Here is a 26,914-nt window from a genome sequence, read left to right on the forward strand (position 1 = left end):
TAGCGGTCCGGCTTGATTCTGTCGAGGCTCAATTGTGCCTTCCGCCAGGATCTCGCGCCAGCGCCGAGAGAACTCCTCGCAGAGTACGTACCTCGAGATGATTCCAGCCCGGCTTGGTGAGCATGGTACGCAAGGTGCGCCGCGTGGCGGCCTCGCGTGTGGCCGGGCGAAAGTAGCCCCGTGGCTCGAGCAATGCTTCGAAGTGCGCCACCAATCCCTCGAGCTCTTCCTGCGGGGCGGGTGGCAAAAGGTCCTCTAGCGTCGGTGTGTCCATGACGGATGATCGCTTCGACCACTCGTAAGCTACCAGGATCACGGCCTGGGCGAGATTCAGCGAGCCGAACTCGGGATTAATCGGGACGGTCACAATGGCGCGAGCCAGCGCGACGTCCTCGGTTTCCAGACCAGAACGTTCGGGCCCGAAGAGAATCGCGCTTCGGCCGGGCTGCCGGTGGGTTTCCTCGGCCGCCTGCTCCGGAGTGACCACCGGCTTGGTGACGCCACGCTTGCGGACAGTGGTCGCATATACGTTCGCACAGTCGGCGACCGCCTCCGCCGTCGTGGCAAATGTCTCTGCCCCCGCCAGCACGACATCTGCGCCGGAGGCTGCGGGGCCGGCGGAGGGGTTTGGCCACCCGTCGCGCGGCTCGACCAGGCGCATCTCCGTCAGCCCGAAATTGAGCATGGCCCGCGCCGCCTTGCCGATGTTCTCGCCGAGCTGCGGGCGGACGAGGACTATGACGGGTGGCTCAACCCGATCCGACATCGCGCACACTGCCGGCGAATTCCTCGAAGTCCTTCGCCTCGCCGAAATCGCGATAGACGCTGGCGAAGCGTATGTAGGCGACACTATCGAGGCGGCGCAGGCCCTCCATCACCAGCTCGCCGATCCGCGAGGAGGGGATTTCGCTTTCGCCGGCGGTCTCGAGTTGGCGCTGGATGCCGCTGACGAGTTGGTCGACCCGCTCCTGCTCGATTCCGCGCTTGCGGCAGGCGAGGATGATCGACTGTTCGAGCTTGCGACGGTCGAACGGTTCGCGACGGTCACCGGATTTGACCACAGCGACCTCGCGCAATTGCACCCGCTCGAACGTGGTGAAGCGCGCGCCACAGCCGTCGCATTGCCGGCGTCGGCGGATCGCGGCGCCATCTTCGGCGGGTCGGCTGTCCTTGACCTGCGAATCCTCGTGGGCGCAAAAAGGACAGCGCATTCGCTAGTGCAGCCTACTTCTTGATGCGATTGTAAAGCGCGATGCCCGTCCCCGCGGCGATACCGAGCGGGATCGAAACGAATGGCAGCAGCAGCGCTGCCACGCCGCCGATTGCCGCTCCCGCGAGTACCGGCTTCGTGGACGGGTGATGCATTCCTTCCTTGGCCATGCCGCTGACTTCGGTCTTAAGATCCCCGACCCAGTCTTGCTTGCCGCCGCCGTTATTGCTGTCGTTTGGGTTCGCCATGGTCACTTCCTTCCGGGATAGACGGGAAACTTCTCACACAGTTCGCTTACGCGCCGCCGGACGCTCTGTTCCACCTGGGCGTCCCCCTCTGGTCCATTGCGCGAAAGGCCATCGACGACTTCGGCGATCAATCTGCCGATCGCTCGGAACTCGTCAGGCCCGAAGCCGCGTGTGGTGCCGGCGGGGGTGCCGAGGCGGATGCCGCTGGTCACGAACGGACTGCGGGTGTCGTAGGGGATGCCGTTCTTGTTGCAGGTGAGATAAGCGCGATCGAGGCCGTGCTCTGCCGCCTTACCGGTGACGTCCTTCGGCGTCAGGTCGACCAGCATCGAATGGTTGTCGGTCCCGCCCGACACCACCCGAAGCCCGCCCGCTTCGACCCCGGCAGCGAGCGCCCGAGCGTTCTCGACGATCCGCTGCGCGTAGTTGGCGAAATCAGGCCGTAACGCCTCACCAAATGCGACCGCCTTGGCGGCGACGACATGCATCAGCGGGCCGCCCTGAAGGCCCGGGAAAACCGCCATATTGAGAGGCTTGGTGAGCGCTTCGTCATTCCAAAGAATTACGCCCGAACGGGGCCCGCGAAGGCTCTTGTGAGTTGTCGTGGTGGTCACGTGCGCGTGTGGGACGGGCGAGGGGTGTGCGCCGCCGGCGATGAGGCCGGCGATGTGGCTCATGTCGACCATCAGGTAGGCGCCGACTTCATCTGCGATGGCGCGGAAGGTTTCCCAGTCCCATACCCGAGAATAGGCGGTGCCGCCGGCGATTATGAGCTTCGGCCGGTGCGCCCGTGCAGTGGCGGCGACCGCGTCCATGTCGATTAGCTCGTCGTCCCGGCGGACCCCGTAGCTGACCGGATTAAACCACTTACCGCTCATGTTGACCGGCGATCCATGGGTGAGGTGCCCGCCCGAGTTGAGGTCGAGCCCCATGAAGGTTTCGCCGGGGTTGAGCAGCGCGAGAAACACCGCCTGGTTCATCTGGCTGCCGCTGTTGGGCTGGACGTTGGCGAACTCGCACCCGAACAGCTGCTTGGCGCGCTCGATCGCGAGGTTTTCGACCACGTCGGCATATTCGCAGCCGCCGTAGTAGCGCTTGCCCGGGTAGCCCTCGGCATACTTGTTCGTGAACACGCTGCCGGTAGCCTCGAGCACCGCGCGGCTGGTGATGTTCTCGCTCGCGATCAGCTCGATGCGGTTCCGCTGGCGGTCGAGCTCGTCGCGGATCGCCTCGGCGACCGCGGGATCGGCGGCGGCCAGATCGTCCCCCCAGAACCGGGCCAACGGATCGGCGGCGGTATCGTCACGCGAAATAGTAGCGGCCTGAGTCATGCCATCTCCTTGAAGGGGGGCGGGGCAGAAAGCTTGTCGACGCGGCGCTGGTGGCGCCCGCCGCCGAAATCGGTGCCGAGAAACGCGGCGATGCAGGCCTTGGCCATGTCGATGCCGACCAGCCGGGCGCCGAGCGCGATCACATTGGCGTCGTTGTGCTCGCGGGCGAGGGCGGCCGAAAGCGGCTCGTCAACGCGCGCGCAACGCACGGCCGGGTTGCGATTGACCGAGATCGAGATGCCGATCCCCGATCCGCATAGCGCGATCCCACGCTCAGCCGTGCCGTCGGCGACAACGCCGGCCAAGCTATAACCGAAGTCAGGGTAATCCACGCTGTCGTGGCTATCTGGCCCGAGGTCCGCGACCTCGTGCCCCTCGCTAATCAGCCACTCGCGCAACGCCGACTTGAGGTCGACGGCGGCATGATCAGAAGCGATGGCGATGCGCATGGCTGGCGCCATAGGCGCTGCCGGCGATTCTCTCCACCCCGCTTAGCAACGCATTCCACTGGCGGTATGCTTCCGGTTTGAAGGTCGGTTAAGGAGTTTCGATTACCCCGACAAGCATGGTCGCTCTCAACCCTCAAGCCTTTGCGCCGCTGGTCGCGGCCGCGCAGCCCCAGCAGCCTGTCCAGAACGGCTCGATCGACCGGATCTTGCGCGCTGTGCGCGAGCATCTCGGAACCGAGATCGCCTTCGTATCGCGTTACCTCGAGGGGGGCATGAAGGAACTGACCCACGTTGATTCCGATCTCGAGCTGCCGATGGGGCCGGGGTTCATCGACCCGCGCGAGAACAGCTATTGCTGGCACATAGCTGAAGGGCGGCTGCCCGAGCTGATCCAGGACCCCTCGGATCACCCGTTCACCCAAACGATGGCGATCACCGACTTCCTGCCGGTGGGCTGCCACCTCAACACTCCGCTGCGGCTGTCCGACGGCACGGTTTATGGCAGCTTCTGCTGTCTCAGCCGCAAACCCGACCGCACGATGACCGAGCGCGACGTGGGTGTTCTACGCGCGTTCGCGGCGCTCGCGGTCGAGCAGATCGAAAGAACCCTTGAGAGCGACCAGCGCCATGACGCGCTACGCGCCGCGGTCGAGAGCGTGATCGCAAGCAATGCGCTGACCATCTTGCACCAACCGATCCATTCGCTGGCCAGTGGCCTCCCGGTGGGCGCCGAGTGCTTGGCGCGGTTCCCCGACGCCAAGGAGCGCGGTCCAGATTGCTGGTTCAACGAGGCCGCGCAAGTTGGCCTCGGCGTACAGCTGGAGATGCTCGCGTTTCGCAACGCGCTGGCGACCGCCGGCCACGTGCCGCCCGAATGCTATCTCTCGATCAATGCTTCGCCTGAAGCGGTGCTGTCGGGCCAGGTCCTCGACGCGCTAGAGGGCTACCGTGGCCGCAATCTCGTCGTCGAGCTGACCGAACATCAGGAGGTCTCCGACTTCGCGCGAATGCAGGCGGCGTTGGGTGAGGTGCGCAAGCACGCCCGGATCGCGATTGATGACGTCGGAGCCGGTTATGCCGGGATGCGCCACCTGGTCGAACTGGCACCCGATCTGCTTAAGCTCGACATGAGCCTGACGCGCGACATCCACCGCGACGTCGCCCGTCGGGCGCTGGCATCGGCGATGGTCGGCTTCGCCGAAACAATCGGCGCCAGGCTGGTGGCCGAGGGCGTCGAGTGCGCCGAAGAAGCCGCAGTGCTTGCCGATCTCGGCCTCACTTACGGCCAAGGCTATTACTTCGCGCGACCGATGCCGGTGGTTGCGGCGACGCAGCATCTGATGGGCGCTGCGAAAACCGCCGAAACACCACCTACGGCTGTCGCAACTCAAGCGACCCGCCGCCGGGCCTGAGCCCGGCGCTTACTGGTCGAGAAAGCTGCGCATTTTGCGGCTGCGGCTCGGGTGCTTGAGTTTCCTGAGGGCCTTGGCCTCGATCTGCCGGATGCGTTCGCGGGTCACCGAGAACTGCTGACCGACTTCCTCTAACGTGTGGTCGGTGTTCATGCCGATGCCGAAGCGCATGCGGAGCACACGTTCCTCGCGCGGCGTGAGGGAGGCGAGCACCCGGGTGACGGTTTCCTTGAGGTTGGACTGAATCGCGGCGTCGACCGGGATCACGGCGTTCTTATCTTCAATGAAGTCGCCCAGGTGGCTATCTTCCTCGTCGCCAATCGGGGTCTCGAGGCTGATCGGCTCCTTGGCGATCTTCATAACCTTGCGGACCTTCTCGAGCGGCATGCTCAAGCGCTCCGCCATCTCCTCGGGCGTAGGCTCGCGGCCTTGTTCGTGGAGGAACTGGCGGCTGGTGCGCACCAGCTTGTTGATCGTCTCGATCATGTGCACCGGGATGCGGATCGTACGTGCCTGATCGGCGATAGAACGGGTGATCGCCTGGCGAATCCACCAGGTGGCATACGTGCTGAACTTGTAGCCGCGCCGGTACTCGAACTTGTCGACCGCCTTCATCAGCCCAATATTACCTTCCTGAATGAGATCAAGGAATTGCAGGCCCCTGTTGGTATACTTTTTAGCGATCGAGATCACCAAGCGCAGGTTCGCCTCGACCATTTCCTTCTTGGCGATGCGCGCCTCTCGCTCGCCCTTCTGGACCATGTTGACGATGCGGCGGAACTCGGGGAGCGACATGCCGGTGGCGGTCGCGATATCGGCGATCTCGGCGCGGATGCGCTCTACCGCGTCGGCTTCCTTCTCGGCGAAGGCGGCCCACTTCTTGTCCTTTTCCGCATTTTCCTGAAGCCAGGCGTCGTCGAGTTCGTTGCCGATGTAGACGTTCAAGAAGTCCGCCCGCTTGACCTTGTGGCGTTCGGCAAGGCGCAGCATCTGGCCGCCAAGCGTGGTCAATCTCCGGTTGAACGAGTAGAGATTGTCGACCAGGAACTCGATCTTGGTCGCGTGGAACTGCACGCTCTCGACCTCGGCAGTCAGTTCTTCGCGCAGCGCCTCGTACTTCTTTTCCTTCGCCGCAGGGTAATCCTGGCCAGCGCCGAGGATTTCCACTCGCTCCGCCTGAAGTTTCTCGAACTTCTTGAACAGCGATGTGATGCGCGCGAATGTCTCGAGCGCAGCTGGCTTCAGCTGCGCTTCCATTTGCGCGAGAGAGAGGGTGTTGTCCTCCTCCTCTTCCTCCTCGCGGCGGCGGGGGCGGGCCTCGCCGTCCTCGTCGTCCTCGTCGACTTCCTCTTCGGCTTCCTCGACCTCTTCCTCTTCCTTGTAGGTCGGTCCTGCGGTCGCCTCGGAGATCTCGGCTTCTTCGTCGTCGTCCTCGGCGCCTTCCTCCATCTTCTCGACCGGAGGCTCCTTGGACAGCATCGCGTCGAGATCGAGGATCTCGCGCAATTGCATTTCCTCGCTGTTGAGCGCCTCGGACCACAGGATGATCGCGTGGAAGGTGATCGGGCTTTCGCACAAGCCCATGATCATCATGTCGCGGCCAGCCTCGATCCTCTTGGCGATGGCGATCTCGCCTTCACGGCTGAGCAACTCGACTGCGCCCATCTCGCGAAGATACATCCGCACCGGATCGTCCGTGCGCTCAACGGTTTCCTTCTTCTTGGCGGCCGCAGCGGGCTTCGACGGCTTGTTCGACGCGCCGTCGTCGTCGTCTTCGTCGTCGTTACCGATCTCGTCGGCATCTTCTTCGTTGTCGGCCTCGGCCTCGGCGTCCTCGTCCGTTTCGACGATGTTGACGCCCATCTCGCTGATCGCGGACATGACATCCTCGATCTGCTCGCTCGACAATTCATCTTGCGGCAACGCTTCGTTGAGTTCGTCGACCGTCACATAGCCACGCCGCTTCGCCTTCGCGATCAGCTTCTTGATGGAGGCCTCGTTGAGGTCGATGATGGCGGCATCATCTTTGCCCTCGGTATCTTCCTGGGTGGCCATTTCGTCTTGTGTCACTCGCTGCCCTCGTCCGCGGCGCCGGTGGGCACCGGCGGAGAGTCTGAATCGGACAGGGCCGCGGTCGCGGCCCTGCGGCTCGCCATTAGCCCGAGTCGTTTCTCGAACGCCAGCTTTCGTTTGAGCAGCCGCTGCTGCTCGGCGAATGCGGCCTCCGGATCGGTCGCAAAGCGCGCCGTGGCGGCCGCCAGGGCGGCTTCCAGGGCGGGCCGTTCGACCAGCAGCGACACGGCTTCGGCCAGTTCTTCGCGCGCTACTTGCGGATCGGCGCCTTCATCAAGAAAGGCATAGCGAGAGCTGTCCGGTGGCGGGGCGAAGTCCTGCAGCGCGGATATGGGCGTATTTTCAGCCGGATCAAGCATCTCTGCAGCCTCGACGAGCGATTCAAGCTCCTGGCCGGCGCTTCCGCCACTTTGAGCGAACCGACCGAGCGGCTCGGCGTGGACGAGGATCTGGTCGGGGAACTTCAGCAGGCCGGCAATCACGGCACTCGCCAGCGCGTCGCGCGCGCCACCATCCGCTGCTCTCCGGAGCCGGTTCGCGGCCACAGGATCGAGGACAGGGTTGCCTGGCTTCGCGAAACCGCTTTTCCATTCGCGTTTCTCTCGTGGTGGACGGGGCGGGAAGGCGAACGCGGAGAACCTTTCCAGCAGCTCACGACGATAGAGCGACCGGATGTCCGGCTGCTGGATCGCGTCGCAGTGCGAGACAAGCCGCTCCTTGAGACCGGCCTTGTCCTCTGGTGTACGCAGCGGTGTAGCCCCTCGTTCGTATGCCCAAAGGGTATCAATGAGGCTCGTCGGATCGCCCAGCAAGGCCTCCATCGCTGCCGCACCCTGCTGCTTGATCAAGTCGTCGGGATCGAGTCCGGTGGGCAGGCTCACGATGCTCAAGGTTTTGGCGGGAGCAAGCATCGGCAACGATCTCTCGATTGCCCGCATCGCTGCCCGTTGCCCCGCGCTGTCGCCATCGAAGCAGAGGATCGGCGCATCGGTCAGCCGCCACAGCATCTCGAGCTGGCGCTCGGTGAGCGCGGTGCCCATCGGCGCGACTACTTCCTCGAAACCTGCGGCCGCCATCGCCACAGCGTCCATCTGTCCTTCAACCACCACGACGCGATCTCGTTTGCGCGAGGCGGGACCGGCGCGATGCAAGTTGAAGAGTGTACGGCCCTTGTCGAACAGCGGCGTGTCCGGTGAATTGAGATACTTCGGGGCATCTTTCTTGTCCGCGTCCAGAATTCGGGCGGCAAAGCCGATTACGCGACCGCGTGCGTCGTGGATCGGGATCGTCAGTCGGTCGCGGAACCGGTCGTAGGGCTCCTTGTCGTCGACCGCGATCAGCAAGCCTGCCTCGACCAGCATCGCCCGATCGTAACGCTCCAGCGCTCCGGCGACTGCATTGCGGGCATTAGGCGCATAGCCGAATCCGAAGCGCTGCTCGGTGTGCGCGTCGAACCCGCGGGACTTGAGGTAGTCCCGCGCTTTACTCCCGGCGGGTGTTTCGAGGCTGGTGCGGAAAAACTCCTGCGCCGCCTGCATTACCTCGTGCAGACCAGCCTGCTGCTCGGCTTTCTGCGCCGCGCGCGGATCGGCCGCGGGCACCTCGAGCCCCGCCTCGGCGGCCAGTTCCTTGACCGCGTCCATGAACGCAAGGCCGCGCTGGTCGGTCATCCAGCGGATCACGTCGCCGTGCGCGCCGCAGCCGAAGCAGTGGTAGAAGCCCTTCGAATCGCTCACCGTGAAGCTCGGCGACTTCTCGTTATGAAAAGGGCAGCACGCCTTCCACTCGCTTCCCGCCCGCTGAAGCTTGGTAGTCCGCATCACCACTGAGCTCAGCGTCACCCGCGCGCGCAGTTCGTCAAGCCATTGCGGGGATAGCGCCATACACCCTCAATGCGGGCGAATCGGCTCCGGATGCAACCTCACGCGCAGGCGTTCGCCACGGCTTCCTTGGCTGCCGGATAAGGCCCGCTACCGGCAGCCGAAGTGCTATCGGCGTCGAAAACATAGGCCCTGGCCTGGCCGGCCGGGGGCAGGGTGCTTTGCCAGTAGAAAGTGAGCGGTTCCTTCTGCTCCCACTGATTGCCCCCGTCGCCGGCACTGACGGTCCAGACAATCTTGCCGGCGTCGCAACTCACTACGACGTCGGCCTTTGGGCCGATCGCGGCGAGCGCCTCGGGCTTGGCGTAGCCCGCCTTGCCGGTGAACCCGTGTGCCGGCATCGTCATGCGGAAGGCGGTGCCTCGTTCGATATCGCTCGCGGTGTTTCCCCGGCCGACCCCTGTATCATCGTCGTTGTCGCCGCCTGGATAGACAACCAAGGCATAGGTGTAGACCGTGCCCGCGGGCGCAGTCTTGGGGTCGCACGGATCGACCCCTTGGGGGCAAGCCACGAAGCCGCGCAGGTCGGCGAAGTTGCCCGCCGAATTGCTCATCGCGCTGGTCCTCTCGCCGATCCGGCCGCCCAAGGTGAACTCGGTCATGTCGCCCGCGGGGAACGACTTCGCCTTGGCAACCGCCTCGCTGTGCGAATTGCTGCGGTTGAGGTCGGTCACCTCCCGATCCTGCACTTCGCGCGGGCTTGGATCGTCCGAACAGCCCGCGAGCGCGAGCGTGAGCGCTGATGCGGTCAGCAATTTCCTCATGGGTGGTTCCCTTACGACAATGCCTCTTTGACCAGCCGACTGGCGGTCTGCATGTCGAGGACAGTCCCGTGGCGCGCCTTTAGTTCCGCCATCACGCGGCCCATATCCTTAATGGATTCAGCACTTAAGGTTGATTTGATCTCGACGATCGCGGTTTGCGTCTCCTCCTCCGAAAGCTGCTGCGGCAGGAACTCTTCGATAACCTTGAGTTCCTTGCGCTCCTGCTCGGCGAGTTCTTCGCGATTGCCGTCAACAAACATGGTTATCGACTCTCGGCGCTGCTTCGCCATTTTCTGCAAGGTTTCCACGACCATCGCGTCGTCGTCAGGCTTCTGCGTGGCAGTACGCAACTCAATATCGCGGTCCTTCAGTTTGGCGAGGATCAGGCGCACCGCGGCCAGGCGTTCCTTGTCGCCGCCTTTCATCGCGTCGATCTGGGCCTGCTTGATGGTATCGCGGATCATCCTATCTTGCCTTTCGAACTAGATGTGCACGCGCCGCTTAGCGCGGGTTGACGCTACAAGGAACCGGCCCTAGCGGCTGGGACTTAGCGACATCGCCGGAAACACTGACTCGGAGAGCCCCATGGCCGCCGCCAATACGCCTGCGCAACCTGAGGGAGCGACCGGCGTGCTGGTATTGGCTGACGGAACGGTCATTTGGGGCAAGGGCTTCGGTGCGGTCGGCGAGGCGGTGGGCGAAGTGTGCTTCAACACCGCTATGACAGGCTACCAGGAAGTGATGACCGATCCTTCCTACGCCGCGCAGATCGTCACTTTCACTTTCCCGCACATTGGCAACGTCGGCGCCAATGGCGAAGACATCGAGTCGAATGTCGAGGGCGCGGTTGGCTGTGTGGTGCGGCAGGAAGTGACCCCGCACTCGAACTTCCGCGCCGAGCAGGAGTTCGGCGACTGGCTCGCCGCCAAGGGCCGCATAGGGCTGTCTGGAGTGGACACCAGAGCGCTTACCCGGCGCATAAGGCTGCAAGGAGCGCCTAATGCGGTGATCTCGTACCAGCCCAAGGGCAAGTTCGACCTCGCCAAGCTGCTGAAGCGCGCGCGCGAATGGCCGGGGCTCGAGGGCATGGATCTCGCCCCGCGAGTTACTCGCGAGAAGCAGGAGCAGTGGGGCGGGGGCTATTGGGAACTCGGCAAGGGCTACGGGCGGGCAGAGTGGAACAGCAAGCCGCATGTCGTCGCGATAGACTACGGTAGCAAGGACAACATCTTCCGCAACCTGGCGAAGGCCGGTGCGCGGGTGACGGTGGTGCCGGCGAAGACCTCGCTCGCGGAGATCGAGGCGCTGAAGCCCGACGGCGTGTTCCTCTCCAACGGCCCCGGCGACCCGGCGGCCACCGGCGAATACGCGGTGCCGGTGATCCAGGCGTTGATCGAGCGAGACCTGCCGGTGTTCGGCATCTGCCTCGGCCATCAGCTTTTGGGCCTCGCTGCCGGAGCGCAGACCACCAAGATGCACCAGGGCCACCGCGGCGCGAACCACCCGGTCAAACGCCTCGCCGACGGCGTGGTCGAGATCACCTCGATGAACCACGGCTTCGCGGTCGACAACACCGCGCTGCCTGAAGGAGTCGAGCAAACTCACGTCAGCCTGTTCGACGGCTCGAACTGCGGAATTTCGCTGACGGGCAAAAAGGCTTTCGGCGTCCAGTACCACCCCGAGGCGAGCCCCGGCCCTCAGGACAGCTTCTACTTGTTCGAGAAGTTCGTGGGGATGTTGGGATGAGGCTGCTCAACTCTTCCTTGGCAATCGCGGTGTCCATCGCTGTGTTCGCTTGCACGAGCGACGCCGCAGAGGCCGAGGTGAACGAGGTCGTCCTTCTAGAAAGCACTGAAGAGGCCGCCGAGTGTAACGCAAAGCGGTCTTCCGAGGCTGGACTTAGTTGCTATCGCGCGGTCCTTGCTCTTTACCGCTGGGAAATCGTCACCGATCACGACCTCGATGTCACCGGGGCCGATGCCGTCATCGTTCCGGACGCGAACAAGGTGCTGAACCAGGTGGTCGGTAACTGTCACCTCGGACGCGCACTTCTCAATCATCACACGGATGGCGTAGCAGCGCTCCATATCGGCAAGGGAGGGCTCAGCAAGGAACAGATCAGCTGCGTTCGCTCTTTCGAACGGCCGGGGTTAGCGCTTCGGGAATCACAAGGCTTCTAATGCCCAAACGCACTGACATCTCCTCGATCCTTGTCATTGGCGCCGGGCCGATCGTCATCGGGCAGGCGTGCGAGTTCGATTATTCGGGCACGCAGGCGATCAAGGCGTTGAAGGAGGAGGGGTACCGGGTAGTCCTGGTCAACTCCAACCCGGCGACGATCATGACCGATCCCGAGTTCGCCGACGCGACATACGTCGAGCCGATCACACCGGAGATCGTCGCCAAAATCATTGAAAAAGAACGGCCTGACGCGTTGCTACCGACGATGGGCGGGCAGACCGCGCTCAACTGTGCGCTGGCGCTGTTCAACGATGGGACGCTGGAGAAGTACGGCGTGCAGATGATCGGGGCCGATGCCGACGCGATCGACAAGGCGGAAAACCGCCAGCGTTTCCGCGAGGCGATGGACAAGATCGGCCTCGAAAGCGCCCGCAGCGGCGTCGCCAACAGTGTCAATGAAGCGCTTGATGTGCTGCAGAATACAGGATTACCGGCGATAATCCGGCCAAGTTTCACACTTGGCGGCACTGGCGGCGGCATCGCGTACAACAAGACGGAGTTCGAGCGCATCGTGCGTGAGGGCCTCGACGCCAGCCCCACCACAGAAGTCCTGATCGAAGAATCGCTACTCGGCTGGAAAGAGTTCGAGATGGAGGTCGTGCGCGATCGCGCCGACAACGCCATCATCGTCTGCGCAATCGAGAACGTCGACCCGATGGGCGTTCACACCGGCGATTCTATCACCGTCGCTCCCGCGCTGACCCTGACCGACAAGGAATACCAGATCATGCGCTCGGCGAGCATCGCCGTGCTGCGGGAAATCGGCGTGGAAACAGGCGGTTCGAATGTGCAGTTCGCAGTCGATCCCAAGTCCGGCCGGCTGATCGTAATCGAGATGAACCCGCGCGTCTCGCGTTCCTCGGCGCTCGCATCGAAGGCGACCGGCTTCCCCATCGCCCGCGTCGCGGCGAAGCTCGCGGTCGGCTACACGCTCGACGAGATCGCCAACGAGATCACCGGCGCCACCCCGGCCGCGTTCGAGCCGACGATCGACTACGTCGTCACCAAGATCCCGCGCTTCGCGTTCGAGAAATTCAAGGGCGCCAAGGTCGAGCTCGCCACGGCGATGAAATCCGTCGGGGAGGTGATGGCGATCGGCCGCAACTTCCAAGAAAGCCTGCAGAAGGCGCTGCGCGGGCTCGAAACGGGTCTCGACGGGTTCAACCGCGTGCCCGAACTCGAAGGCAAGCCGCACGAGGAAATCCGCGCCGCGCTGTCGAGGCGAACGCCTGACCGCCTGCTCTATGTCGGCCAAGCGTTCCGCGAAGGATTCGACGTCGCCACGATCAACGCCATCACCGGCTACGATCCGTGGTTCTTGCGCCAGATCGAAGAGATCATCGCCTGCGAGGCGGTCGTACAGCAGCGGGGGCTGCCGGCCGACGCGGCACAGCTACGGCGGCTGAAGGCGATGGGCTTTTCCGACCAGCGCCTCGCCACGCTGGCAGTTCGCTCGGTGGGGGTAGCCGGGGGCCTCGGCGAGACAATGGCGCCGCGCAAGCACGGGCTGCTCCACGATGCGGTCAAGGCCATGGCCGGCGCGACCACCGAGGCGGAAGTCCGTGCGCTTCGCCACCGGCTCGGCGTCGTACCCGTTTTCAAGCGCATCGACAGCTGCGCAGCCGAATTCGAGGCGATAACGCCCTACATGTACTCGACTTACGAGAGCCCGAGCTTCGGCCAGGCCGAAGACGAGGCTAATCCGAGCGATAAGCGCAAGATCGTCATCCTCGGCGGCGGACCCAATCGCATCGGGCAGGGCATCGAGTTCGACTACTGCTGCGTCCACGCCTGCTTCGCGCTCAGCGAGGCCGGGTTCGAGACGATCATGGTCAACTGCAATCCGGAGACGGTCAGCACCGACTACGACACCAGCGACCGGCTCTACTTCGAGCCGCTGACCGCGGAGGACGTGCTCGAAATCCTCCGCGTCGAGCAGCAGCGCGGCGAGCTTGTGGGCGTTATCGTCCAGTTCGGCGGCCAAACGCCGCTCAAGCTCGCGCAGGCCCTAGAGGACGAGGGCATTCCCATCCTCGGCACCAGCCCAGACGCGATCGACCTCGCCGAGGACCGCGAACGGTTTGCCAAGCTCGTAAACAAGCTCAAGCTGAAGCAGCCCGCCAACGGCATCGCCAAGAGCCGTGACGAAGCGGCGGCCGTCGCCGCGCGCATCGGCTATCCGGTGCTGCTTCGCCCCAGCTACGTGCTCGGGGGGAGGGCGATGGAGATCGTCGACAGCGAGGCGCAGCTCGACAACTACATCGCCACCGCGGTCAACGTGAGCGGCGACAGCCCGGTGCTGGTCGACCAGTACCTGCGCGACGCGATCGAGTGCGATGTGGACGCGCTTTCGGACGGCACCGAGGTGCGCATCGCAGGGGTCATGCAGCATATCGAGGAGGCAGGGGTCCATTCCGGCGACAGCGCCTGTACACTGCCGCCCTATTCGCTCGCGCCAGAGATCGTCGCCGAGATGGAACGGCAGGCCGAGCTCCTTGCCAGGGCGCTCAAGGTCAAGGGCCTGATGAATATCCAGTTCGCGGTGAAGGAGGGCGAGGTCTACCTCATCGAGGTCAATCCGCGGGCCAGCCGGACAGTGCCGTTCGTCGCCAAGGCCATCGGTCAGCCCGTGGCCAAGATCGCGGCGCGGGTGATGGCGGGCGAGCCGCTGTCGAACTTTCCCCCATTCCGCCGCGACCTCGATTACATGGCGGTCAAGGAAGCGGTCTTCCCATTCGCCAAGTTCCCTGGCTCCGACCCGGTGCTCACGCCCGAGATGAAGTCGACCGGAGAGGTGATGGGCATCGACCGCGACTTCCCGACCGCCTTCCTCAAATCCCAGATGGGCGCAGGCGACAAGCTACCCGAGAAGGGCGTGCTGTTCGTCAGCGTCAAAGACAGCGACAAGGCGGCGATCCTGCCGGCCGTGCGCACGCTGATCGAACACGGCTTCACGGCGATTGCCACCGGCGGCACTCAGCGCTTCCTCGCGGAGCAGGGCCTGCCGGTGGAGCGGATCAACAAGGTTGCCGAGGGGCAACCGCATATCGTCGACAAGATCATCGACCGCGAAGTGGCGCTGATTTTCAACACCACCGAAGGTTGGCAATCGCATCTCGACAGCAAATCCATCCGTGCGAGCGCGCTCGAAACCAAGGTGCCTTACTACACCACCGCGGCCGCAAGCCTCGCCGTGGCCAGGGCCATAACCGAGGTTAGCCCCAGTCAGCTTGCGGTTCGCCCACTGCAAGACTATTATAACTGACACACACGACGCGTTCTCCCCCGACATCGCGACTGCCCGGCGCCGTTTGAAAGCACGGCGGGGCCGCGAATTGTCCGAGAATTTGCGAGACAAAGAGAGAAAAAACGGAAAGATGGCTACGATGGAAAAGGTGCCGATGCTGGCCGAGGGCTATGAGCGGATCCACGCCGACCTTAAGGCCTTGCGCGCCGAACGCCCGCAGATCGTCGATGCAATCGAGGAAGCGCGCGCCCACGGCGACCTCTCGGAGAATGCCGAGTATCACGCCGCGAAGGAGCGACAGGGCCAGGTCGAGGCGATGATTGCCGATCTGGAAGACCGCATCGGCCGCGCACAGATAATCGACCCGGCGTCATTGTCGGGCGACCGCATCATGTTCGGCGCGACCGTGACGCTGAAGGACGATGAGGACAAGCCGGTGCGCTACCAGATCGTCGGTCAGACCGAGGCCGACGCCAAGGTCGGGCGGATCAGCTACAATTCGCCGCTCGGCCGCGCGCTCATCACCCGCAAGGTGGGCGACGACATCGAGGTCACCGTGCCCTCGGGCGACAAGTTCTACACGGTCGAGAAGATCGAGTTCATCTAACGCGCTGCCAGCCGAGGGGGCCAGGTCTGATCTCGGGGTTCCGCCCTTAGGCCCCGGCGTCCGGGCTAAGCAACTTGTGCAGGTGGACGATGACGTACTTCATCGCGGCATCGTCGACCGTACGCTGCGCTGCCCCGCGCCACGCGTCGAGTGCGCTTCCGTAGTCGGGAAACACGCCGACCACGTCGAGCGCGTTCAAATCTTCGAACTGCATCGTCTGCGGGTCGGTCACGCGACCGCCCATCACCAGATGCAGAAGCTGCTTCTTCTCGGTCATTATCGGGGTCCTTGGGGAGAATTCGGCGCGCCCATAGGCAAAGCGGCGCGGCAGGGGAAGCCCGCCGCGCCGCTTTCGCTTATTACGACTGGATCAGTGCGCCATGCGCGAGCGCAGATCCTTCAACGTGCGCATGGCCGCCTTGCCGATCTCGCTCGCAGAGTCGCCGGCCTTGCCCGCGGCGCTGCTTGCATCGCGCCCGGCGCTGCGCGCGCCGTCGCCGATCGAACTGCCGAGGTCGCCGAGCCGGTCACGCCCAGTGCTGGCGGCTTTCTCCGCTCCTTCGAGAAGTTGGCTGCCATAAGTGATGGCAAGGTCGGCCAACGCCCCGGCGAGGACGGCGCTGCGTGCGCTGGCCTTCTTGCGGAGCCGGCGGCCGGGGCCAGGGACAACTGAAGCAATCAGGACGCCGAGCGCGAGGCCGCCGACCACGGTGGTGATCGGATGCTCTTTCACGAACGAGGTGGCGCTGCTGCCGGCATCGCGGGCGTAGTCGCCAAGCGAGCGATCCTCGCTCCGCGCCTGGTTGCGCTTTTGCGCGGCATCTACCTTGTCTTTGAGTTCTGTGCGCTTCGCGCTGTTTGCCTTGGGCTTGGTCGTGCGCTTTTGCGTAGTGGCCATGATGCCAAACTCCCATGTTTACGGATATCTAACGTTCAACGGCCTTCGTGCACGTTGCGTTCCGCTCACTCGTCTTCGTCATTCGCGTTTTCGCCGAGCACTAAGTTTATGAGGGGATGGCGCACAAACCACAGGATCAGTGCGCCGATCGCCGCGGCCAGGACGCCGCGGTGCTGCTCAGCCAGCTCGGCGGCTTCATCCATCGCGTCCTGCGCGCCTTCGCCGATGCGGTCAGCGATCCGGTTTGGAATGCTGCGTCCAGCTAGGTTGGCCCGCAAGTAGGCGACATCGGCTTCGACCATTGCGCGCGCGGCATCACGCAGCATGCGGTCCTCGCGAAGCTGCCGTTCGAGGAAATCGCTCATTCGCCCGTCCCGTTGAGGGCGCCCGATATGCTCGCAAACTTGCCCTTCGCCTTCACGGCGAAGATGCCCGCGACCACCGTCAGCACGCCTACGACCGCGGCGGTCGCGCCCCAGGCGGTGATCAGCGGCGTGAGAGCGATGACAAGGCCCACGACCAGCGCCACAAGCGCAAGGTGGACCAGCGCCAGCGCGATGGCCCCGTAGATGGCCCCCGACCTTCCGCGGTCCGCGACGAGCGCCGCGCGCGACTTCTGATACTGCAGTTCGGCTTCGAGGTAAGTCTTCCCGTCGTCGACGAGATTGCGGACGTCGTCGATCAGCGAATCGTCAGCAGGCGCGGCGATGCCGGCCGACGGTTCATCGTCGACCGGCATGTCAGTACCCGCATTGTCTTCGTTCAAATGCCCCTCCTGGACAGGAGGGTTCAGTCGTTAGAACCGCGGAACAGCCGTGCCAACAGGAACCCGCCAACGGCGGCCATGCCGACCGCGAGGCCAGGGCTCTTGCGGACGAACTCGCGCGCGTCCTCGCCCAGTTCGTCGACGCTGCGCTGGTCGAGCCGGGTCGAATAATCCTGCAACGAGCGCGAGGCCGTGCGGGCGTAGTCGCCGTACTTGGCGCCCAGGCGATCGTCGACCGTGGGGGCAGTGTCCGAGATGGCCCGGCCGAGCGTGGCGATCGCTTCGGCGAGCTTGCCCTTGCCGTCGGTCGCAAGTTCGCCGGCGCGGCCCTTGGCCTGCTCGCCATAGGTCTTCGCGTCGGCGACCCAGCCTTCGCTCTGGGTGCGGGCCTGGTTGCGGTACGCGGCGGCGCGTTCGGCGGCTTCGGAGCGAAGCGCCGCGGCGCCGGCCTTGGCTTCCTGCAGGGCTGCGTTGAAGCGCCCCTTGGCTTCGGCCGTGTTGCTGGCGGTCAGCGACGGGGCAGCAGCGGCTGCACCTGCCGACGAAGCCTTGCGCGCACTGCCGGCCGATCCGCCGGCCAGCTTGGCAGGCGCCTTACGAGTGGTTTTCTTGGGGGTCTGGGTGGCTTCGGCCATCGTCTTATCCTTCTTGCCCTCGAGTGCACAATTCATCGCATCCGGCGGGTCCGGACGGGTCGATGCTGCAACGCAACTTGCGCCGCATAGTTCCGCCGCATAGAGGGCGGCTGCCCCGATATGGGCAGTGTCTTGCCCATATACAACACCCTTCGACGGAGTCCCCCATGACCGCGATCATCGACATCCACGGCCGCGAGATTCTCGACAGCCGCGGCAATCCGACGGTCGAGGTCGACGTGCAGCTGGAAGACGGCAGCCTCGGCCGCGCGGCGGTGCCGTCCGGCGCCTCCACCGGAGCGCACGAAGCGGTCGAGCTGCGCGACGGCGATGCCGGACGCTACCTCGGCAAGGGCGTCACCAAGGCAGTCGCGGCGGTAAACGGCGAGCTGCGCGACCTGTTGGTAGGCCTCGAGGCCGAGGACCAACGCGATATCGACCTCGCGATGCTGGATCTCGACGGCACCGAGAACAAAAGCCGCCTCGGCGCCAACGCCATCCTCGGGGCGAGCCTCGCCATCGCCAAGGCGGCGGCGGACGCGCGCGGGTTGCCGCTTTACAGCTACGTCGGCGGGGTCGCGGCGCACGTGTTGCCGGTGCCGATGATGAACATCATCAACGGCGGCGAGCACGCCGACAACCCGATCGACTTCCAGGAGTTCATGATCATGCCGGTCGGCGCCGACAGCCTGACCGAGGCGGTGCGCTGGGGCGCCGAGGTGTTCCACACCCTCAAGAAGGGGCTCCACGACAAAGGGCTGGCTACCGCTGTCGGCGACGAGGGCGGCTTCGCGCCGAACCTTGCCAGCACCCGCGCCGCGCTCGACTTCATCATGGCCTCGATCGAGCGGGCTGGCTTCAAGCCCGGCGAGGAGATCGCGCTCGCGCTCGACTGCGCGGCGACCGAGTTCTTCAAGGATGGCAACTACGAGATCAGCGGGGAAGGGCTGTCGCTCACTCCGGTGCAAATGGCCGACTACCTCGCCGCGCTGTGCGCCGACTATCCCATCCGTTCGATCGAGGACGGGATGAGCGAGGACGACTTCGAAGGGTGGAAGGCAGTCACCGACAAGCTGGGCGACCGGGTGCAACTGGTCGGCGACGACCTGTTCGTGACCAATCCGCGCCGCCTGGAGATGGGCATCGGCAAGGGCCTCGCGAATTCGCTGCTGGTCAAGGTCAACCAGATCGGCACGCTGACCGAAACGCTCGAGGCGGTGAGCATGGCGCAGCGCGCGGGATACACCGCCGTGATGAGCCACCGCTCGGGCGAGACCGAGGACGCCACCATTGCAGACCTCGCGGTCGCGACCAACTGCGGCCAGATCAAGACCGGCAGCCTCGCGCGTTCAGACCGGCTGGCGAAGTACAACCAGCTGATCCGCATCGAGGAAGAGCTGGGCCCAAGCGCGCACTACGCGGGTCGCGGCTGCTTCGGCCGTCTCGCCGGCTGATCGCACGACCGCTTGCTAACGTTGGCGGCTTAGCGTCTATTCCTCCGGGGCGCCGGGGGAATTGCATGGCAACGGTGTCTTTGCCGGGCGGCGCGCCGCGTCGCTGGGACGTCCGCTTTCTCGATGCCGTCGAGCAGCTCGGCAATAAGCTGCCCGATCCCGTTGCGATCTTCGTGCTGATGATCGGCCTGCTGGTGGCAGTCTCGGTGTCAGGTGCGGCCGTCGGGTGGTCGTCCATTCACCCGGTTACCGGGGAGACGCTCGCGGTTAAAAGCCTGCTGTCGCAAGACCTGGTCCGGCAATTCCTTTCCGAGATGCCGCGCACATACACGGGCTTTGCCCCGTTGGGGCTGGTGCTCGTGCTGATCCTGGGCGCCGGGGTCGCGGAGCAATCCGGACTCTTCTCCGCGCTGCTGCGGAGCGCCATGGGGGGCATGCCCGATCGACTCCTAAGTCCCGCCGTGATCCTGATGGGGATGCTTGCTACGCACGCGTCCGACGCGAGCTTCCTGATCTTCATTCCGCTGGCTGGGCTGCTGTTCGCCAACGCCGGACGCAACCCGCTGCTCGGCATCGTACTCGGCTTCGCCGGCTGCTGCACCGGACTGGCCGGCAATCTCATCCCCGGGCAGTACGACGTCCTGATCTTCGGTATCACCGAAGCTGGCGCACAAGTCCTTTTGCCGAACTGGACGATGAATCCGCTGGGCAACTGGTGGTTCCAGCTAGCGATTGCCGCGGCCAACGTTGGGTTCGGCTGGATCGTTGCGGTCAAAGTCGTTGGGCCCCGCCTGCCAGCCTGGGAATTTCAGACGGGATTGCAGCCGACCGGCGGAGGACTCACGCGGGAGGAGAAGCGCGGGTTGGCCGCTGCGGGGTTGACGGCGACCGGGATCGGAGCCGTGGTCATGGCACTCATGGTCTTCCCGGCATATGCCCCGCTGTACGACCATACGGCCCAGGCGGGCCAGCCAATGCGCCCGTTCTTCGGCTCTATCGCCGGAATTCTGTTCCTGCTGTTCCTCTCCACCGGGTGGGCCTACGGAAAGGCGGCCGGCACTATTCGATCCCACCGAGACGTCGTCGGAATGATGGCCTCCGGTCTTGGACCGATGCTACCCTACCTGGTGCTGGTGTTCTTTGCCGCACATTTCGTGGCGATGTTCGGCTGGTCGAACCTCGGCCCGATCACCGCAATTGCCGGGGCGGCCCAGTTGCGCGAATTGGGCGCACCGCCATGGCTGATGCTGCCGATCCTGACGACGGCATCAGCATGGCTCGACTTCCTGATCGCATCGGGCTCGGCAAAGTGGACCGCGATGGCGCCGGTAGTGGTACCGATGCTCATGCTCCTCGACATCTCGCCCGAAATGACTACGGCCGCCTATCGAGTTGGCGACACCGTCACCAATCTCATCTCACCGCTCAATCCTTACTTTGCGCTGACGCTGATCTACTGCCGCCGTTGGGCACCGACGATCAACCTCGGCACGCTGCTGTCGCTGACCCTCCCGTTCGCGATCGCGTTCTACGGCGCGGGCATGCTGCTGACGGCAGGCTGGGTAGCGTTCGACCTGCCCTTGGGCCCCGGCGCCCAGGTGCAGTACTCGCTTCCGTCGCAGCCGCTCCCTTGAACGTTTTTCGACGAAAGGCCGTTGGCCGCTGACGAAGCCGGTATCGCAAACTTGTGCGCTTCCCTAGATGGTTGCCAATGTAACCGACCCAGGGAGTGCCGCTGCCATGAATACCCGTCTGTCTGCCGCGCTGATGCTGTCCGTAGCAACTGCGACCCTAGGCCCCGTCGCGTGCAACATCCCCGGCACTGAAGAAGCCGCAGCCACCGGCTCCGAGCTCGGCATCCGCAAGGACTGGATGGATAGTGCCGCCAAGCCTGGCGACGACTGGTTCGCCTATGCGAACGGCAGCTGGCTAAAGAACACCGAGATCCCGGCCGACCGCTCGAACGTCGGCGGATTCTGGGTCGCCGACCAGCAGACCGAGAAGAATCTGGAAGCGCTGATCAAGGATATCCTCGGCTCCGAGCCGGAGGAAGGCAGCGACGCCGCCAAGGTCAAGACGTTCTACGAGGCTTACACCGACACCGCCGCTATCGACGCCGCGGGGATGAGGCCGGTTCAGGCCGACCTCGCCCGCTTCGCGGCCATCGGCGACAAGAAGCAGTTGTCCGCCGCGATCGGCAGCACACTGCGCGCCGACGTCGATCCGCTCAATTCGACCGATATGGAGACTCCTGGCCTCTTCGGCGTCTTCGTCACCCAAGCATTGGTCGGCGGCAAGGTTGTGCCGTATCTGCTGCAAGGCGGGCTCGGCATGCCCGAACGTGAATACTACCTCTCGTCAGATCCCAAGATGGCCGAGCTGCGGACCGCTTACCGCGCCTACATCGCCGACGTGTTGGAGGCCGCCGGAATCGCCGATGCGGAGGCGAAAGCGCAACGCATCTTCGAGCTCGAGACCAAGATCGCTCGCGCGCACACCACCCGCGCAGAGGGGGACGACTGGACCAAGGCCGGCCAGCTGTGGACCCCGGCGGACCTGGCCGCCAAGGCACCGGGTATCGACTGGCCCGCGTTCCTCGAGAGTGCGCAACTGGTCGGCAGCGAGAAGTTCAACGCCTTCCACCCCAAAGCAATCACCGGGCTCTCGGCGCTGGTCGGCTCCGAGCCGATCGATGCGTGGAAGGACTGGCTCGCGTTTCATCAGATCAACCGCCACGCGCACGTCCTGCCGAGCAAGATCGACCAATTGAACTTCGCCTTCTACGGCAAGAAGCTGTTGGGCCAGGAGGCGCCGCGTCCGCGCGACAAGCGGGCGATCGATGCGCTCAACGACAACATGGGCGACGCGCTCGGCAAGCTCTACGTCGAGAAGTATTTCCCGGCCCAGAACAAGGCCGCGATCCAGGGCATGGTCGACAACATCAAAGGCGCCTTCGCCAGGCGCATCGACGCGCTCGACTGGATGGCGCCCGAGACCAAGGCCGAGGCCAAGGAGAAGGTCAAGACGATGGCCGTGGGCGTCGGCTACCCCGACACCTGGACCGACTATTCCGGCCTGACGGTGCCGACAGGCGACCCCTATGCCGCCGTGGTCGCAGCCGAGAAGGCACGCTATGCCAGCCAGCTCGCGAAGGTCGGCAAGCCGCTTGACAAGAACGAGTGGTGGATGAACGCGCAGCTCGTCAACGCGGTCAACCTGCCGGTGCAGAACTCGCTCAACTTCCCGGCGGCGATCCTCCAGCCCCCCTTCTACGATGCCAAGGCCGATCCCGCGTTCAATTACGGCGCGATCGGGGCGGTCATCGGCCACGAGATCAGCCACAGCTTCGACGACCAGGGCGCCGAGTTCGATTCCACTGGCGCCATGCGCAACTGGTGGACCCCGGCAGACACCGCGAAGTTCGAGGAGGCGGGGAACGCCCTCGCCAAGCAGTACGATTCTTACGAACCCTACCCCGGGCTCAACTTGAACGGTCGTCTGACGCTGGGCGAGAACATCTCCGACCTGGCCGGCCTGCAGGCGGCCTACGACGCCTACCGCGCCTCGCTTGGCGGAAAGGAAGCGCCGGTGATCGACGGGTTCACCGGCGACCAGCGGTTCTTCATCGCGTATGCGCAGGCATGGGCGAGCAAGATGCGCGAAGAAGCGATGCGCCAGCGGATTGCCACCGGTAGCCACGCCCCCGGCCAGTACCGCGCGCTGACGGTTCGCAACATGCAGGCGTGGTACGACGCCTTCGGGGTGAAAGAGGACGACAAGCTCTACCTGGCGCCCGAAGAACGCGTGTCGGTCTGGTAGCTCACGCCTGTTCTTCCGCCTCGACCTCGCGTTCAATTTTTTCGGCCACTGGGGCGAGGCGGTCCATCACCTTCTTGTTCTTCGGGCTAAGGAGGTATTGCCACACGCCGTAGGCGTTGATCAGCAGCAGCACGCCGTTCATCGCGGCGATCGGGACTGCGCCGCTTGTCAGGCCCGAAACTATCCAGGTCACCGCGACCGCGCAGAAAAGCACGAAGCCCCAGCCGGTGACCTTTCGGCCGAGGTCGGCCGCTATCAAACCGGCAGCGACCATCGTGCCGATCGCCGCGATCCATTCCAGCGGTCCGTTCATCGAAACCCCCTTGCTAAGCTCGATTGTCATAAGCCGCTGGCGCGGTTAGCGTTCCGGCCACGACTGGGGAGAAGGCGTGAACGCATTTCCGACGCATCCCGACGATGTGACGCCCGACTGGCTAACTAATTGCCTTCGATCACGCTCCGCGCTGGATAATGGCACCGTCGTCTCGATCGAATGGGATCCGATCGGAACCGGGCAAGTGGGCGACAGCGTCCGCTTCACGCTGACGTATCGGGGAGGGGACGGGCCGCGCACACTCGCTGGAAAATTTCCTGCCGCGGACCCCACCAGCCGCGGAACCGCCGCAGCCTTCGGCCTCTACGCCAAGGAAGTCGGATTCTATCGGGATATCGCTCCGAGGCTCGATGTCCGGGTTCCGCGCAATTACTTCGCGGAGGTCGATGAAAGTGGCGCGGCGTTCATGCTGCTGTTCGAGGATCTCGGGCCCTGCCGACAAGGCAATCAACTGGCCAGTTGCTCTTTGGAGGACGCGAGGCAGGCGATTGCGCAGGCCGCGGCGATACACGCGCCAAGCTGGAACGACGCATCGATCGTCGATCTCCCGTGGCTTCACATGCGCCCGGAATCGCTCGCACAGGTGAAGGCGCTTTACCCCCAGGCCCATGCCCTGTTCGCCGAACGCTACGCCGACACGCTCGAGCCCGACTTGATGCGCGTGTGCGCAGATCTCAACGAGGCCAGCGCGCACTGGTTCGGTCGCGCCAGTAGTGACCGCTGCCTGATCCACGGCGACTTCCGGCTCGATAACATGCTTTTCGACATCGGTGGCGGGGCGGAGCCGATCGCCGTGCTCGACTGGCAGACGGTCGCGGTCGGAAACGGCCTCGTCGATATCGGCTATTTCCTGGGTTGCGGGATCGGCGACGCGCTCCGCCGTGAGGCCGAGACCGAGTTGCTCGACCTGTACATGGCCGAGATGAGCTGGCGGGGCGTGGCGCTCGAACGCGAAGCCGTCTGGGACGACTATCGCCTCGGCGCCTTGCACGGGGTTTCGACCGCAGTGTTCAGCGCGGCATTCGTCGAGCGAACGGTACGAGGCGACGCCAATTTCCTCTCGATGGCCCGTGGCGCCTGCGCGCTGGCGCTCGAGCACGATTCCATCGGCTTGTTGACCGGAAGGGCCTGACATGGCGCTGAGCAAAGGCGACGATTATCCGCTGCACCAAACCGCCGAGCCGGTCGCGTACGCCGGCACAGATCGCAACTTCTACGATCGATACTTCTTCAACGGCTATGCGCCGGACGGTAGCGGCTTCTTTGCTGTCGCATTCGGCGTCTATCCGCACCTCGACGTTGCCGACGCGCATTTCTGCGTGACCCGCGATGGGACTCAGCACTGTCTGCACGCGAGTCGCAGGCTGGGCATGGAGCGGATGGACCTGACCTGCGGTCCCATTCGCATCGAGATCCTCGAGCCGCTGCAAAAGCTGAGAGTGATCGTTGAGGGGGAAGGGGTCTCGGCCGACCTGACATTCACCGGGCGGGCGTTCCCCATCGAAGAACCCCGCTTTACCTGGCGTGTCGGCCCGCGGACCCTGATGGACTACACCCGCCTCACACAGAACGGGCACTATGAAGGATGGATTGAAGTCGACGGCAAGCGTGAGGCGCTCGCCAGCGGGACCGCCGGCACGCGCGATCGCAGTTGGGGCGTGCGTCCGGTCGGGGCTTCGGATTCGCAGGCAGCGGGCGGCGGCATTCGCCAGTTCTTCTGGCAATGGACTCCGGTCAACCTCCCAAGCCGTAGCCTGTTCTTCCACCTCAACGCACACCAGGATGGCACGCCTTGGAACAGCCGCGCGGTGGTCGCGCCGGACGGCAACGGGCCGGAAGCGTTCGCCGAATTCGAGCATGCGTCGATGAACGCCGCGCCGACATCGGGCACGCGCTGGCCCTCGGGCGGCAAGCTCACCGTGGGAGAGGAAACCTTCGCCTTCGAGCCGCTTGGCCGGTTCCAGATGCGCGGCCTTGGCTACACCTCGCCGAAATGGAACCATGGCCTCGACCATGGAACGCTGGAAGTCGAACGCGAAGATATCGACTTGGCAGCCGTCGATCCGACACGGCCGGACAACCTGCACGTGCAGATGATCTGCCGGGTCACCGGGCCGTCAGGCGAGAGCGGGGTCGGCGCGTTCGAGCAGTTGGCAATCGGGCCCTACGATCCACTCGGCCTCAGGGGCCTGGCCGATCCGGCTTAGATGGCGGCGGTCAGCCGGGCGAGGTGATCATCGCTGAGGTCGACCCGGGTGAACTCAAGAAGCTCGTGTAGCTGTTCGACGGTTCGAGCGCTGGCGATGGGGGCCGGTATCCCCGGCTGGCGAACGAGCCAGGCAAGGGCAATGGCGGCAAGGCCTGCGCCGGTCTCGCTGGCAACCGCGTCCAGCACCGCTAGCACTTGCGGGCCGTTCTCGCCTGCCAAGTGCTTGGCTCGGCTGCCCCGGCTCGAATTGGCGAAATCCTCCTCGCTCCGGTACTTCCCTGTAAGGTAACCCGAGGCGAGCCCGAAAAACGGCAGCATGACAAGGCCCGCCTTGGTGACGAGCTGCTGCAGGTCTTCGCCGTAAGCCGCGCGGGAAACGAGGTTGTAACCGTTCTGCAAGGCCGCGAACCGCGCCTTGCCGCTTGCCGAGGCTTCATTGAGCGCCTGGCCAAGCCGCGTAGCGTCGAAGTTCGAAGCGCCGATAGCGCGCGCCTTGTCAGCACGTACCGGGCCGTCGAACGCATCGACGATCTGCGCGATGTCGAGTTCGGGGTAGTCCTTGTGCGCGTAATACAAGTCGACCCGGTCGGTGCGCAGCCGCTCCAGCGATCCATCGAGCGATCGCAGCACCCGCGCCGGCTCATAGAGTTCTGGCCCCCCGAGCATGCCGGTTTTGGTATGGATGCGCATGTCGTCGCGCACCACACGGCTCTCCATCCAGCGCCCGATCACAGCCTCCGATTCCCCGCCCTTGTGACCGGGGACCCACACCGAGTAGACGTCGGCAGTATCGATCATCCGCCCGCCGGCCTCATAGAACGCGTCGAGCACCGCAAGCGCCTCGTCGTCCTTGGACGTCCAACCAAACACGTTCCCGCCGAGCACCAGCGGGAGACCGGCGATGAAGTCGTGGCTCATGCGAACTGCTGCCGCACGTTGAGGAGCGCCATCGCCGCCATGGCCGCTTCGCCGCCCTTGTTGCTCTGCGCCGGGTCCGCGCGGGCGATCGCCTGCGCTTCGTTCTCCACCGTCAAGATGCCGTTGCCGACGGGGACGCCGTCCATCGTCAGGGCCATCACGCCGCGCGCACTCTCCCCGGCGACGATCTCGAAGTGGTAGGTTTCACCGCGGATGACGACGCCGATGGCGACGAACCCGTCATAGCGATCACTTTCCGAAGCCATCGCTATCGCGCCCGGTATCTCGAGCGCCCCGGGCACCGTCATGAGCTCATAGCTATGGCCGCTTCGCTCAAGCTCCGCGCGGGCGCCGGCGACAAGCATATCGTTCAGATGATCGTAAAAGCGCGCCTCGACGATGAGGAAACGGGCCACTGG

Annotated in this window: 27 protein-coding genes; 10 read left to right on the top strand and 17 right to left on the bottom strand. The window is 64.6% G+C overall.

The features are described 5' to 3' along the window. Positions 1 to 28: 28 nt before the first annotated feature. The 5 genes from ACWPM1_RS08145 to rpiB are packed head-to-tail and all read right to left on the bottom strand — an operon-like array spanning position 29 to position 3,238. Positions 29 to 766, bottom strand: a complete 738-nt coding sequence (locus tag ACWPM1_RS08145) for an RNA methyltransferase (protein ID WP_455694336.1) — start codon at positions 764 to 766, stop codon at positions 29 to 31. After that, positions 750 to 1,211 (bottom strand): transcriptional regulator NrdR, encoded by a 462-nt coding sequence (gene nrdR, locus ACWPM1_RS08150; protein ID WP_455694337.1) that lies wholly within the window; start codon positions 1,209 to 1,211, stop codon positions 750 to 752. Before nrdR ends, ACWPM1_RS08145 begins: the two co-directional genes overlap by 17 nt. A 13-nt stretch (positions 1,212 to 1,224) precedes the next feature. After that, complete coding sequence (locus tag ACWPM1_RS08155; RefSeq protein ID WP_455694338.1) at positions 1,225 to 1,458, bottom strand: hypothetical protein; 234 nt, start codon at positions 1,456 to 1,458, stop codon at positions 1,225 to 1,227. A 2-nt stretch (positions 1,459 to 1,460) separates the two neighbouring features. Next, positions 1,461 to 2,789, bottom strand: coding sequence for a serine hydroxymethyltransferase (gene glyA, locus ACWPM1_RS08160; protein ID WP_455694339.1), 1,329 nt, complete (start codon positions 2,787 to 2,789; stop codon positions 1,461 to 1,463). Further along, positions 2,786 to 3,238 (bottom strand): ribose 5-phosphate isomerase B, encoded by a 453-nt coding sequence (rpiB, locus tag ACWPM1_RS08165; protein WP_455694340.1) that lies wholly within the window; start codon positions 3,236 to 3,238, stop codon positions 2,786 to 2,788. The genes glyA and rpiB overlap by 4 nt, the downstream gene beginning before the upstream one ends. 116 nt (positions 3,239 to 3,354) lie before the next feature. Between rpiB and ACWPM1_RS08170 the strand changes: the two genes are divergently transcribed. Then, a complete protein-coding gene (locus tag ACWPM1_RS08170; protein WP_455694341.1) occupies positions 3,355 to 4,650 on the top strand; it encodes a sensor domain-containing phosphodiesterase in 1,296 nt (431 codons plus the stop codon). 9 nt (positions 4,651 to 4,659) lie between these two features. Here the strand turns inward: ACWPM1_RS08170 and rpoD are convergent, their stop codons facing one another. The 4 genes from rpoD to ACWPM1_RS08190 are packed head-to-tail and all read right to left on the bottom strand — an operon-like array spanning position 4,660 to position 9,831. Then, positions 4,660 to 6,705 (bottom strand): RNA polymerase sigma factor RpoD, encoded by a 2,046-nt coding sequence (rpoD, locus tag ACWPM1_RS08175; RefSeq protein ID WP_455695143.1) that lies wholly within the window; start codon positions 6,703 to 6,705, stop codon positions 4,660 to 4,662. An 11-nt stretch (positions 6,706 to 6,716) separates the two neighbouring features. Then, positions 6,717 to 8,606 carry a DNA primase gene (gene dnaG / locus ACWPM1_RS08180; RefSeq protein WP_455694342.1) on the bottom strand — a complete coding sequence of 630 codons (1,890 nt, stop codon included), beginning with the start codon at positions 8,604 to 8,606 and terminating at the stop codon, positions 6,717 to 6,719. A 38-nt stretch (positions 8,607 to 8,644) separates the two neighbouring features. Then, positions 8,645 to 9,367: a hypothetical protein gene (locus tag ACWPM1_RS08185; RefSeq protein WP_455694343.1), complete on the bottom strand. Its 723-nt coding sequence runs from the start codon at positions 9,365 to 9,367 to the stop codon at positions 8,645 to 8,647. 11 nt (positions 9,368 to 9,378) lie between these two features. After that, the gene (locus ACWPM1_RS08190; RefSeq protein WP_455694344.1) at positions 9,379 to 9,831 is read right to left on the bottom strand and encodes a GatB/YqeY domain-containing protein; all 453 of its coding nucleotides are present in this window, start codon (positions 9,829 to 9,831) and stop codon (positions 9,379 to 9,381) included. Positions 9,832 to 9,952: 121 nt separating this feature from the next. Here ACWPM1_RS08190 and carA point away from each other — a divergent pair, with 121 nt between their 5' ends. The 4 genes from carA to greA all read left to right on the top strand — a co-directional run bounded on the left by carA (position 9,953) and on the right by greA (position 15,462). After that, positions 9,953 to 11,113, top strand: coding sequence for a glutamine-hydrolyzing carbamoyl-phosphate synthase small subunit (gene carA, locus ACWPM1_RS08195; protein WP_455694345.1), 1,161 nt, complete (start codon positions 9,953 to 9,955; stop codon positions 11,111 to 11,113). Next, entirely contained in the window at positions 11,110 to 11,547 is a 438-nt protein-coding gene (locus ACWPM1_RS08200; RefSeq protein WP_455694346.1) for a hypothetical protein, read from the top strand. The genes carA and ACWPM1_RS08200 overlap by 4 nt, the downstream gene beginning before the upstream one ends. Next, entirely contained in the window at positions 11,547 to 14,873 is a 3,327-nt protein-coding gene (gene carB / locus ACWPM1_RS08205) for a carbamoyl-phosphate synthase large subunit (protein WP_455694347.1), read from the top strand. The genes ACWPM1_RS08200 and carB overlap by 1 nt, the downstream gene beginning before the upstream one ends. A gap of 112 nt (positions 14,874 to 14,985) precedes the next feature. After that, on the top strand, positions 14,986 to 15,462 hold the full coding sequence (greA, locus tag ACWPM1_RS08210; protein WP_455694348.1) for a transcription elongation factor GreA: 477 nt from the start codon (positions 14,986 to 14,988) through the stop codon (positions 15,460 to 15,462). A 46-nt stretch (positions 15,463 to 15,508) separates the two neighbouring features. Here greA and ACWPM1_RS08215 read toward each other — a convergent pair whose 3' ends face one another. From ACWPM1_RS08215 to ACWPM1_RS08235, 5 genes are all read right to left on the bottom strand, one after another. Beyond that, positions 15,509 to 15,739 carry a DUF4170 domain-containing protein gene (locus tag ACWPM1_RS08215; RefSeq protein WP_455694349.1) on the bottom strand — a complete coding sequence of 77 codons (231 nt, stop codon included), beginning with the start codon at positions 15,737 to 15,739 and terminating at the stop codon, positions 15,509 to 15,511. A 93-nt stretch (positions 15,740 to 15,832) separates the two neighbouring features. Further along, positions 15,833 to 16,360: a hypothetical protein gene (locus tag ACWPM1_RS08220; RefSeq protein WP_455694350.1), complete on the bottom strand. Its 528-nt coding sequence runs from the start codon at positions 16,358 to 16,360 to the stop codon at positions 15,833 to 15,835. 65 nt (positions 16,361 to 16,425) lie between these two features. After that, a complete protein-coding gene (locus ACWPM1_RS08225) occupies positions 16,426 to 16,725 on the bottom strand; it encodes a hypothetical protein (protein WP_455694351.1) in 300 nt (99 codons plus the stop codon). Beyond that, positions 16,722 to 17,126, bottom strand: a complete 405-nt coding sequence (locus tag ACWPM1_RS08230) for a phage holin family protein (protein WP_455694352.1) — start codon at positions 17,124 to 17,126, stop codon at positions 16,722 to 16,724. The genes ACWPM1_RS08225 and ACWPM1_RS08230 overlap by 4 nt, the downstream gene beginning before the upstream one ends. A 23-nt stretch (positions 17,127 to 17,149) precedes the next feature. After that, complete coding sequence (locus tag ACWPM1_RS08235; RefSeq protein WP_455694353.1) at positions 17,150 to 17,797, bottom strand: hypothetical protein; 648 nt, start codon at positions 17,795 to 17,797, stop codon at positions 17,150 to 17,152. A 131-nt stretch (positions 17,798 to 17,928) separates the two neighbouring features. Between ACWPM1_RS08235 and eno the strand changes: the two genes are divergently transcribed. From eno to ACWPM1_RS08250, 3 genes are all read left to right on the top strand, one after another. Continuing rightward, entirely contained in the window at positions 17,929 to 19,215 is a 1,287-nt protein-coding gene (gene eno, locus ACWPM1_RS08240) for a phosphopyruvate hydratase (RefSeq protein WP_455694354.1), read from the top strand. 65 nt (positions 19,216 to 19,280) lie between these two features. Continuing rightward, positions 19,281 to 20,849, top strand: a complete 1,569-nt coding sequence (locus ACWPM1_RS08245) for an AbgT family transporter (RefSeq protein ID WP_455694355.1) — start codon at positions 19,281 to 19,283, stop codon at positions 20,847 to 20,849. Between the two features lie 106 nt (positions 20,850 to 20,955). After that, positions 20,956 to 23,034 carry a M13 family metallopeptidase gene (locus ACWPM1_RS08250; RefSeq protein WP_455694356.1) on the top strand — a complete coding sequence of 693 codons (2,079 nt, stop codon included), beginning with the start codon at positions 20,956 to 20,958 and terminating at the stop codon, positions 23,032 to 23,034. Between the two features lies 1 nt (position 23,035). Here ACWPM1_RS08250 and ACWPM1_RS08255 read toward each other — a convergent pair whose 3' ends face one another. Next, positions 23,036 to 23,347 carry a hypothetical protein gene (locus tag ACWPM1_RS08255; protein WP_455694357.1) on the bottom strand — a complete coding sequence of 104 codons (312 nt, stop codon included), beginning with the start codon at positions 23,345 to 23,347 and terminating at the stop codon, positions 23,036 to 23,038. 76 nt (positions 23,348 to 23,423) lie between these two features. Here ACWPM1_RS08255 and ACWPM1_RS08260 point away from each other — a divergent pair, with 76 nt between their 5' ends. After that, positions 23,424 to 24,500 (top strand): phosphotransferase, encoded by a 1,077-nt coding sequence (locus ACWPM1_RS08260; RefSeq protein WP_455694358.1) that lies wholly within the window; start codon positions 23,424 to 23,426, stop codon positions 24,498 to 24,500. Position 24,501: 1 nt separating this feature from the next. After that, complete coding sequence (locus tag ACWPM1_RS08265; RefSeq protein WP_455694359.1) at positions 24,502 to 25,575, top strand: hypothetical protein; 1,074 nt, start codon at positions 24,502 to 24,504, stop codon at positions 25,573 to 25,575. On the opposite strand, the gene ACWPM1_RS08270 is transcribed toward ACWPM1_RS08265, so the two are convergent. Further along, the gene (locus ACWPM1_RS08270) at positions 25,572 to 26,495 is read right to left on the bottom strand and encodes an aldo/keto reductase (protein WP_455694360.1); all 924 of its coding nucleotides are present in this window, start codon (positions 26,493 to 26,495) and stop codon (positions 25,572 to 25,574) included. The genes ACWPM1_RS08265 and ACWPM1_RS08270 overlap by 4 nt on opposite strands. Next, positions 26,492 to 26,911, bottom strand: coding sequence for a 6,7-dimethyl-8-ribityllumazine synthase (gene ribH, locus ACWPM1_RS08275; RefSeq protein ID WP_455694361.1), 420 nt, complete (start codon positions 26,909 to 26,911; stop codon positions 26,492 to 26,494). The genes ACWPM1_RS08270 and ribH overlap by 4 nt, the downstream gene beginning before the upstream one ends. Between the last annotated feature and the right edge of the window lie 3 nt (positions 26,912 to 26,914).

Source organism: Tsuneonella sp. HG249 (genome assembly GCF_053819205.1).

Excerpts from the sequence above, each read along its gene's own strand:
- ACWPM1_RS08255 (WP_455694357.1), bottom strand. The coding sequence starts at position 23,347 with ATGAACGGACCGCTGGAATGGATCGCGGCGATCGGCACGATGGTCGCT.
- ACWPM1_RS08145 (WP_455694336.1), bottom strand. The coding sequence starts at position 766 with ATGTCGGATCGGGTTGAGCCACCCGTCATAGTCCTCGTCCGCCCGCAG.
- ACWPM1_RS08220 (WP_455694350.1), bottom strand. The coding sequence starts at position 16,360 with ATGGCCACTACGCAAAAGCGCACGACCAAGCCCAAGGCAAACAGCGCG.
- carA (WP_455694345.1), top strand. The coding sequence starts at position 9,953 with ATGGCCGCCGCCAATACGCCTGCGCAACCTGAGGGAGCGACCGGCGTG.
- rpiB (WP_455694340.1), bottom strand. The coding sequence starts at position 3,238 with ATGCGCATCGCCATCGCTTCTGATCATGCCGCCGTCGACCTCAAGTCG.
- ACWPM1_RS08250 (WP_455694356.1), top strand. The coding sequence starts at position 20,956 with ATGAATACCCGTCTGTCTGCCGCGCTGATGCTGTCCGTAGCAACTGCG.
- ACWPM1_RS08200 (WP_455694346.1), top strand. The coding sequence starts at position 11,110 with ATGAGGCTGCTCAACTCTTCCTTGGCAATCGCGGTGTCCATCGCTGTG.
- ACWPM1_RS08190 (WP_455694344.1), bottom strand. The coding sequence starts at position 9,831 with ATGATCCGCGATACCATCAAGCAGGCCCAGATCGACGCGATGAAAGGC.
- ACWPM1_RS08170 (WP_455694341.1), top strand. The coding sequence starts at position 3,355 with ATGGTCGCTCTCAACCCTCAAGCCTTTGCGCCGCTGGTCGCGGCCGCG.
- ACWPM1_RS08235 (WP_455694353.1), bottom strand. The coding sequence starts at position 17,797 with ATGAATTGTGCACTCGAGGGCAAGAAGGATAAGACGATGGCCGAAGCC.
- rpoD (WP_455695143.1), bottom strand. The coding sequence starts at position 6,705 with ATGGCCACCCAGGAAGATACCGAGGGCAAAGATGATGCCGCCATCATC.
- ACWPM1_RS08265 (WP_455694359.1), top strand. The coding sequence starts at position 24,502 with ATGGCGCTGAGCAAAGGCGACGATTATCCGCTGCACCAAACCGCCGAG.
- nrdR (WP_455694337.1), bottom strand. The coding sequence starts at position 1,211 with ATGCGCTGTCCTTTTTGCGCCCACGAGGATTCGCAGGTCAAGGACAGC.
- ACWPM1_RS08245 (WP_455694355.1), top strand. The coding sequence starts at position 19,281 with ATGGCAACGGTGTCTTTGCCGGGCGGCGCGCCGCGTCGCTGGGACGTC.
- greA (WP_455694348.1), top strand. The coding sequence starts at position 14,986 with ATGGCTACGATGGAAAAGGTGCCGATGCTGGCCGAGGGCTATGAGCGG.
- glyA (WP_455694339.1), bottom strand. The coding sequence starts at position 2,789 with ATGACTCAGGCCGCTACTATTTCGCGTGACGATACCGCCGCCGATCCG.
- dnaG (WP_455694342.1), bottom strand. The coding sequence starts at position 8,606 with ATGGCGCTATCCCCGCAATGGCTTGACGAACTGCGCGCGCGGGTGACG.
- ACWPM1_RS08270 (WP_455694360.1), bottom strand. The coding sequence starts at position 26,495 with ATGAGCCACGACTTCATCGCCGGTCTCCCGCTGGTGCTCGGCGGGAAC.
- eno (WP_455694354.1), top strand. The coding sequence starts at position 17,929 with ATGACCGCGATCATCGACATCCACGGCCGCGAGATTCTCGACAGCCGC.
- ACWPM1_RS08155 (WP_455694338.1), bottom strand. The coding sequence starts at position 1,458 with ATGGCGAACCCAAACGACAGCAATAACGGCGGCGGCAAGCAAGACTGG.
- carB (WP_455694347.1), top strand. The coding sequence starts at position 11,547 with ATGCCCAAACGCACTGACATCTCCTCGATCCTTGTCATTGGCGCCGGG.
- ACWPM1_RS08225 (WP_455694351.1), bottom strand. The coding sequence starts at position 16,725 with ATGAGCGATTTCCTCGAACGGCAGCTTCGCGAGGACCGCATGCTGCGT.
- ACWPM1_RS08185 (WP_455694343.1), bottom strand. The coding sequence starts at position 9,367 with ATGAGGAAATTGCTGACCGCATCAGCGCTCACGCTCGCGCTCGCGGGC.
- ACWPM1_RS08215 (WP_455694349.1), bottom strand. The coding sequence starts at position 15,739 with ATGACCGAGAAGAAGCAGCTTCTGCATCTGGTGATGGGCGGTCGCGTG.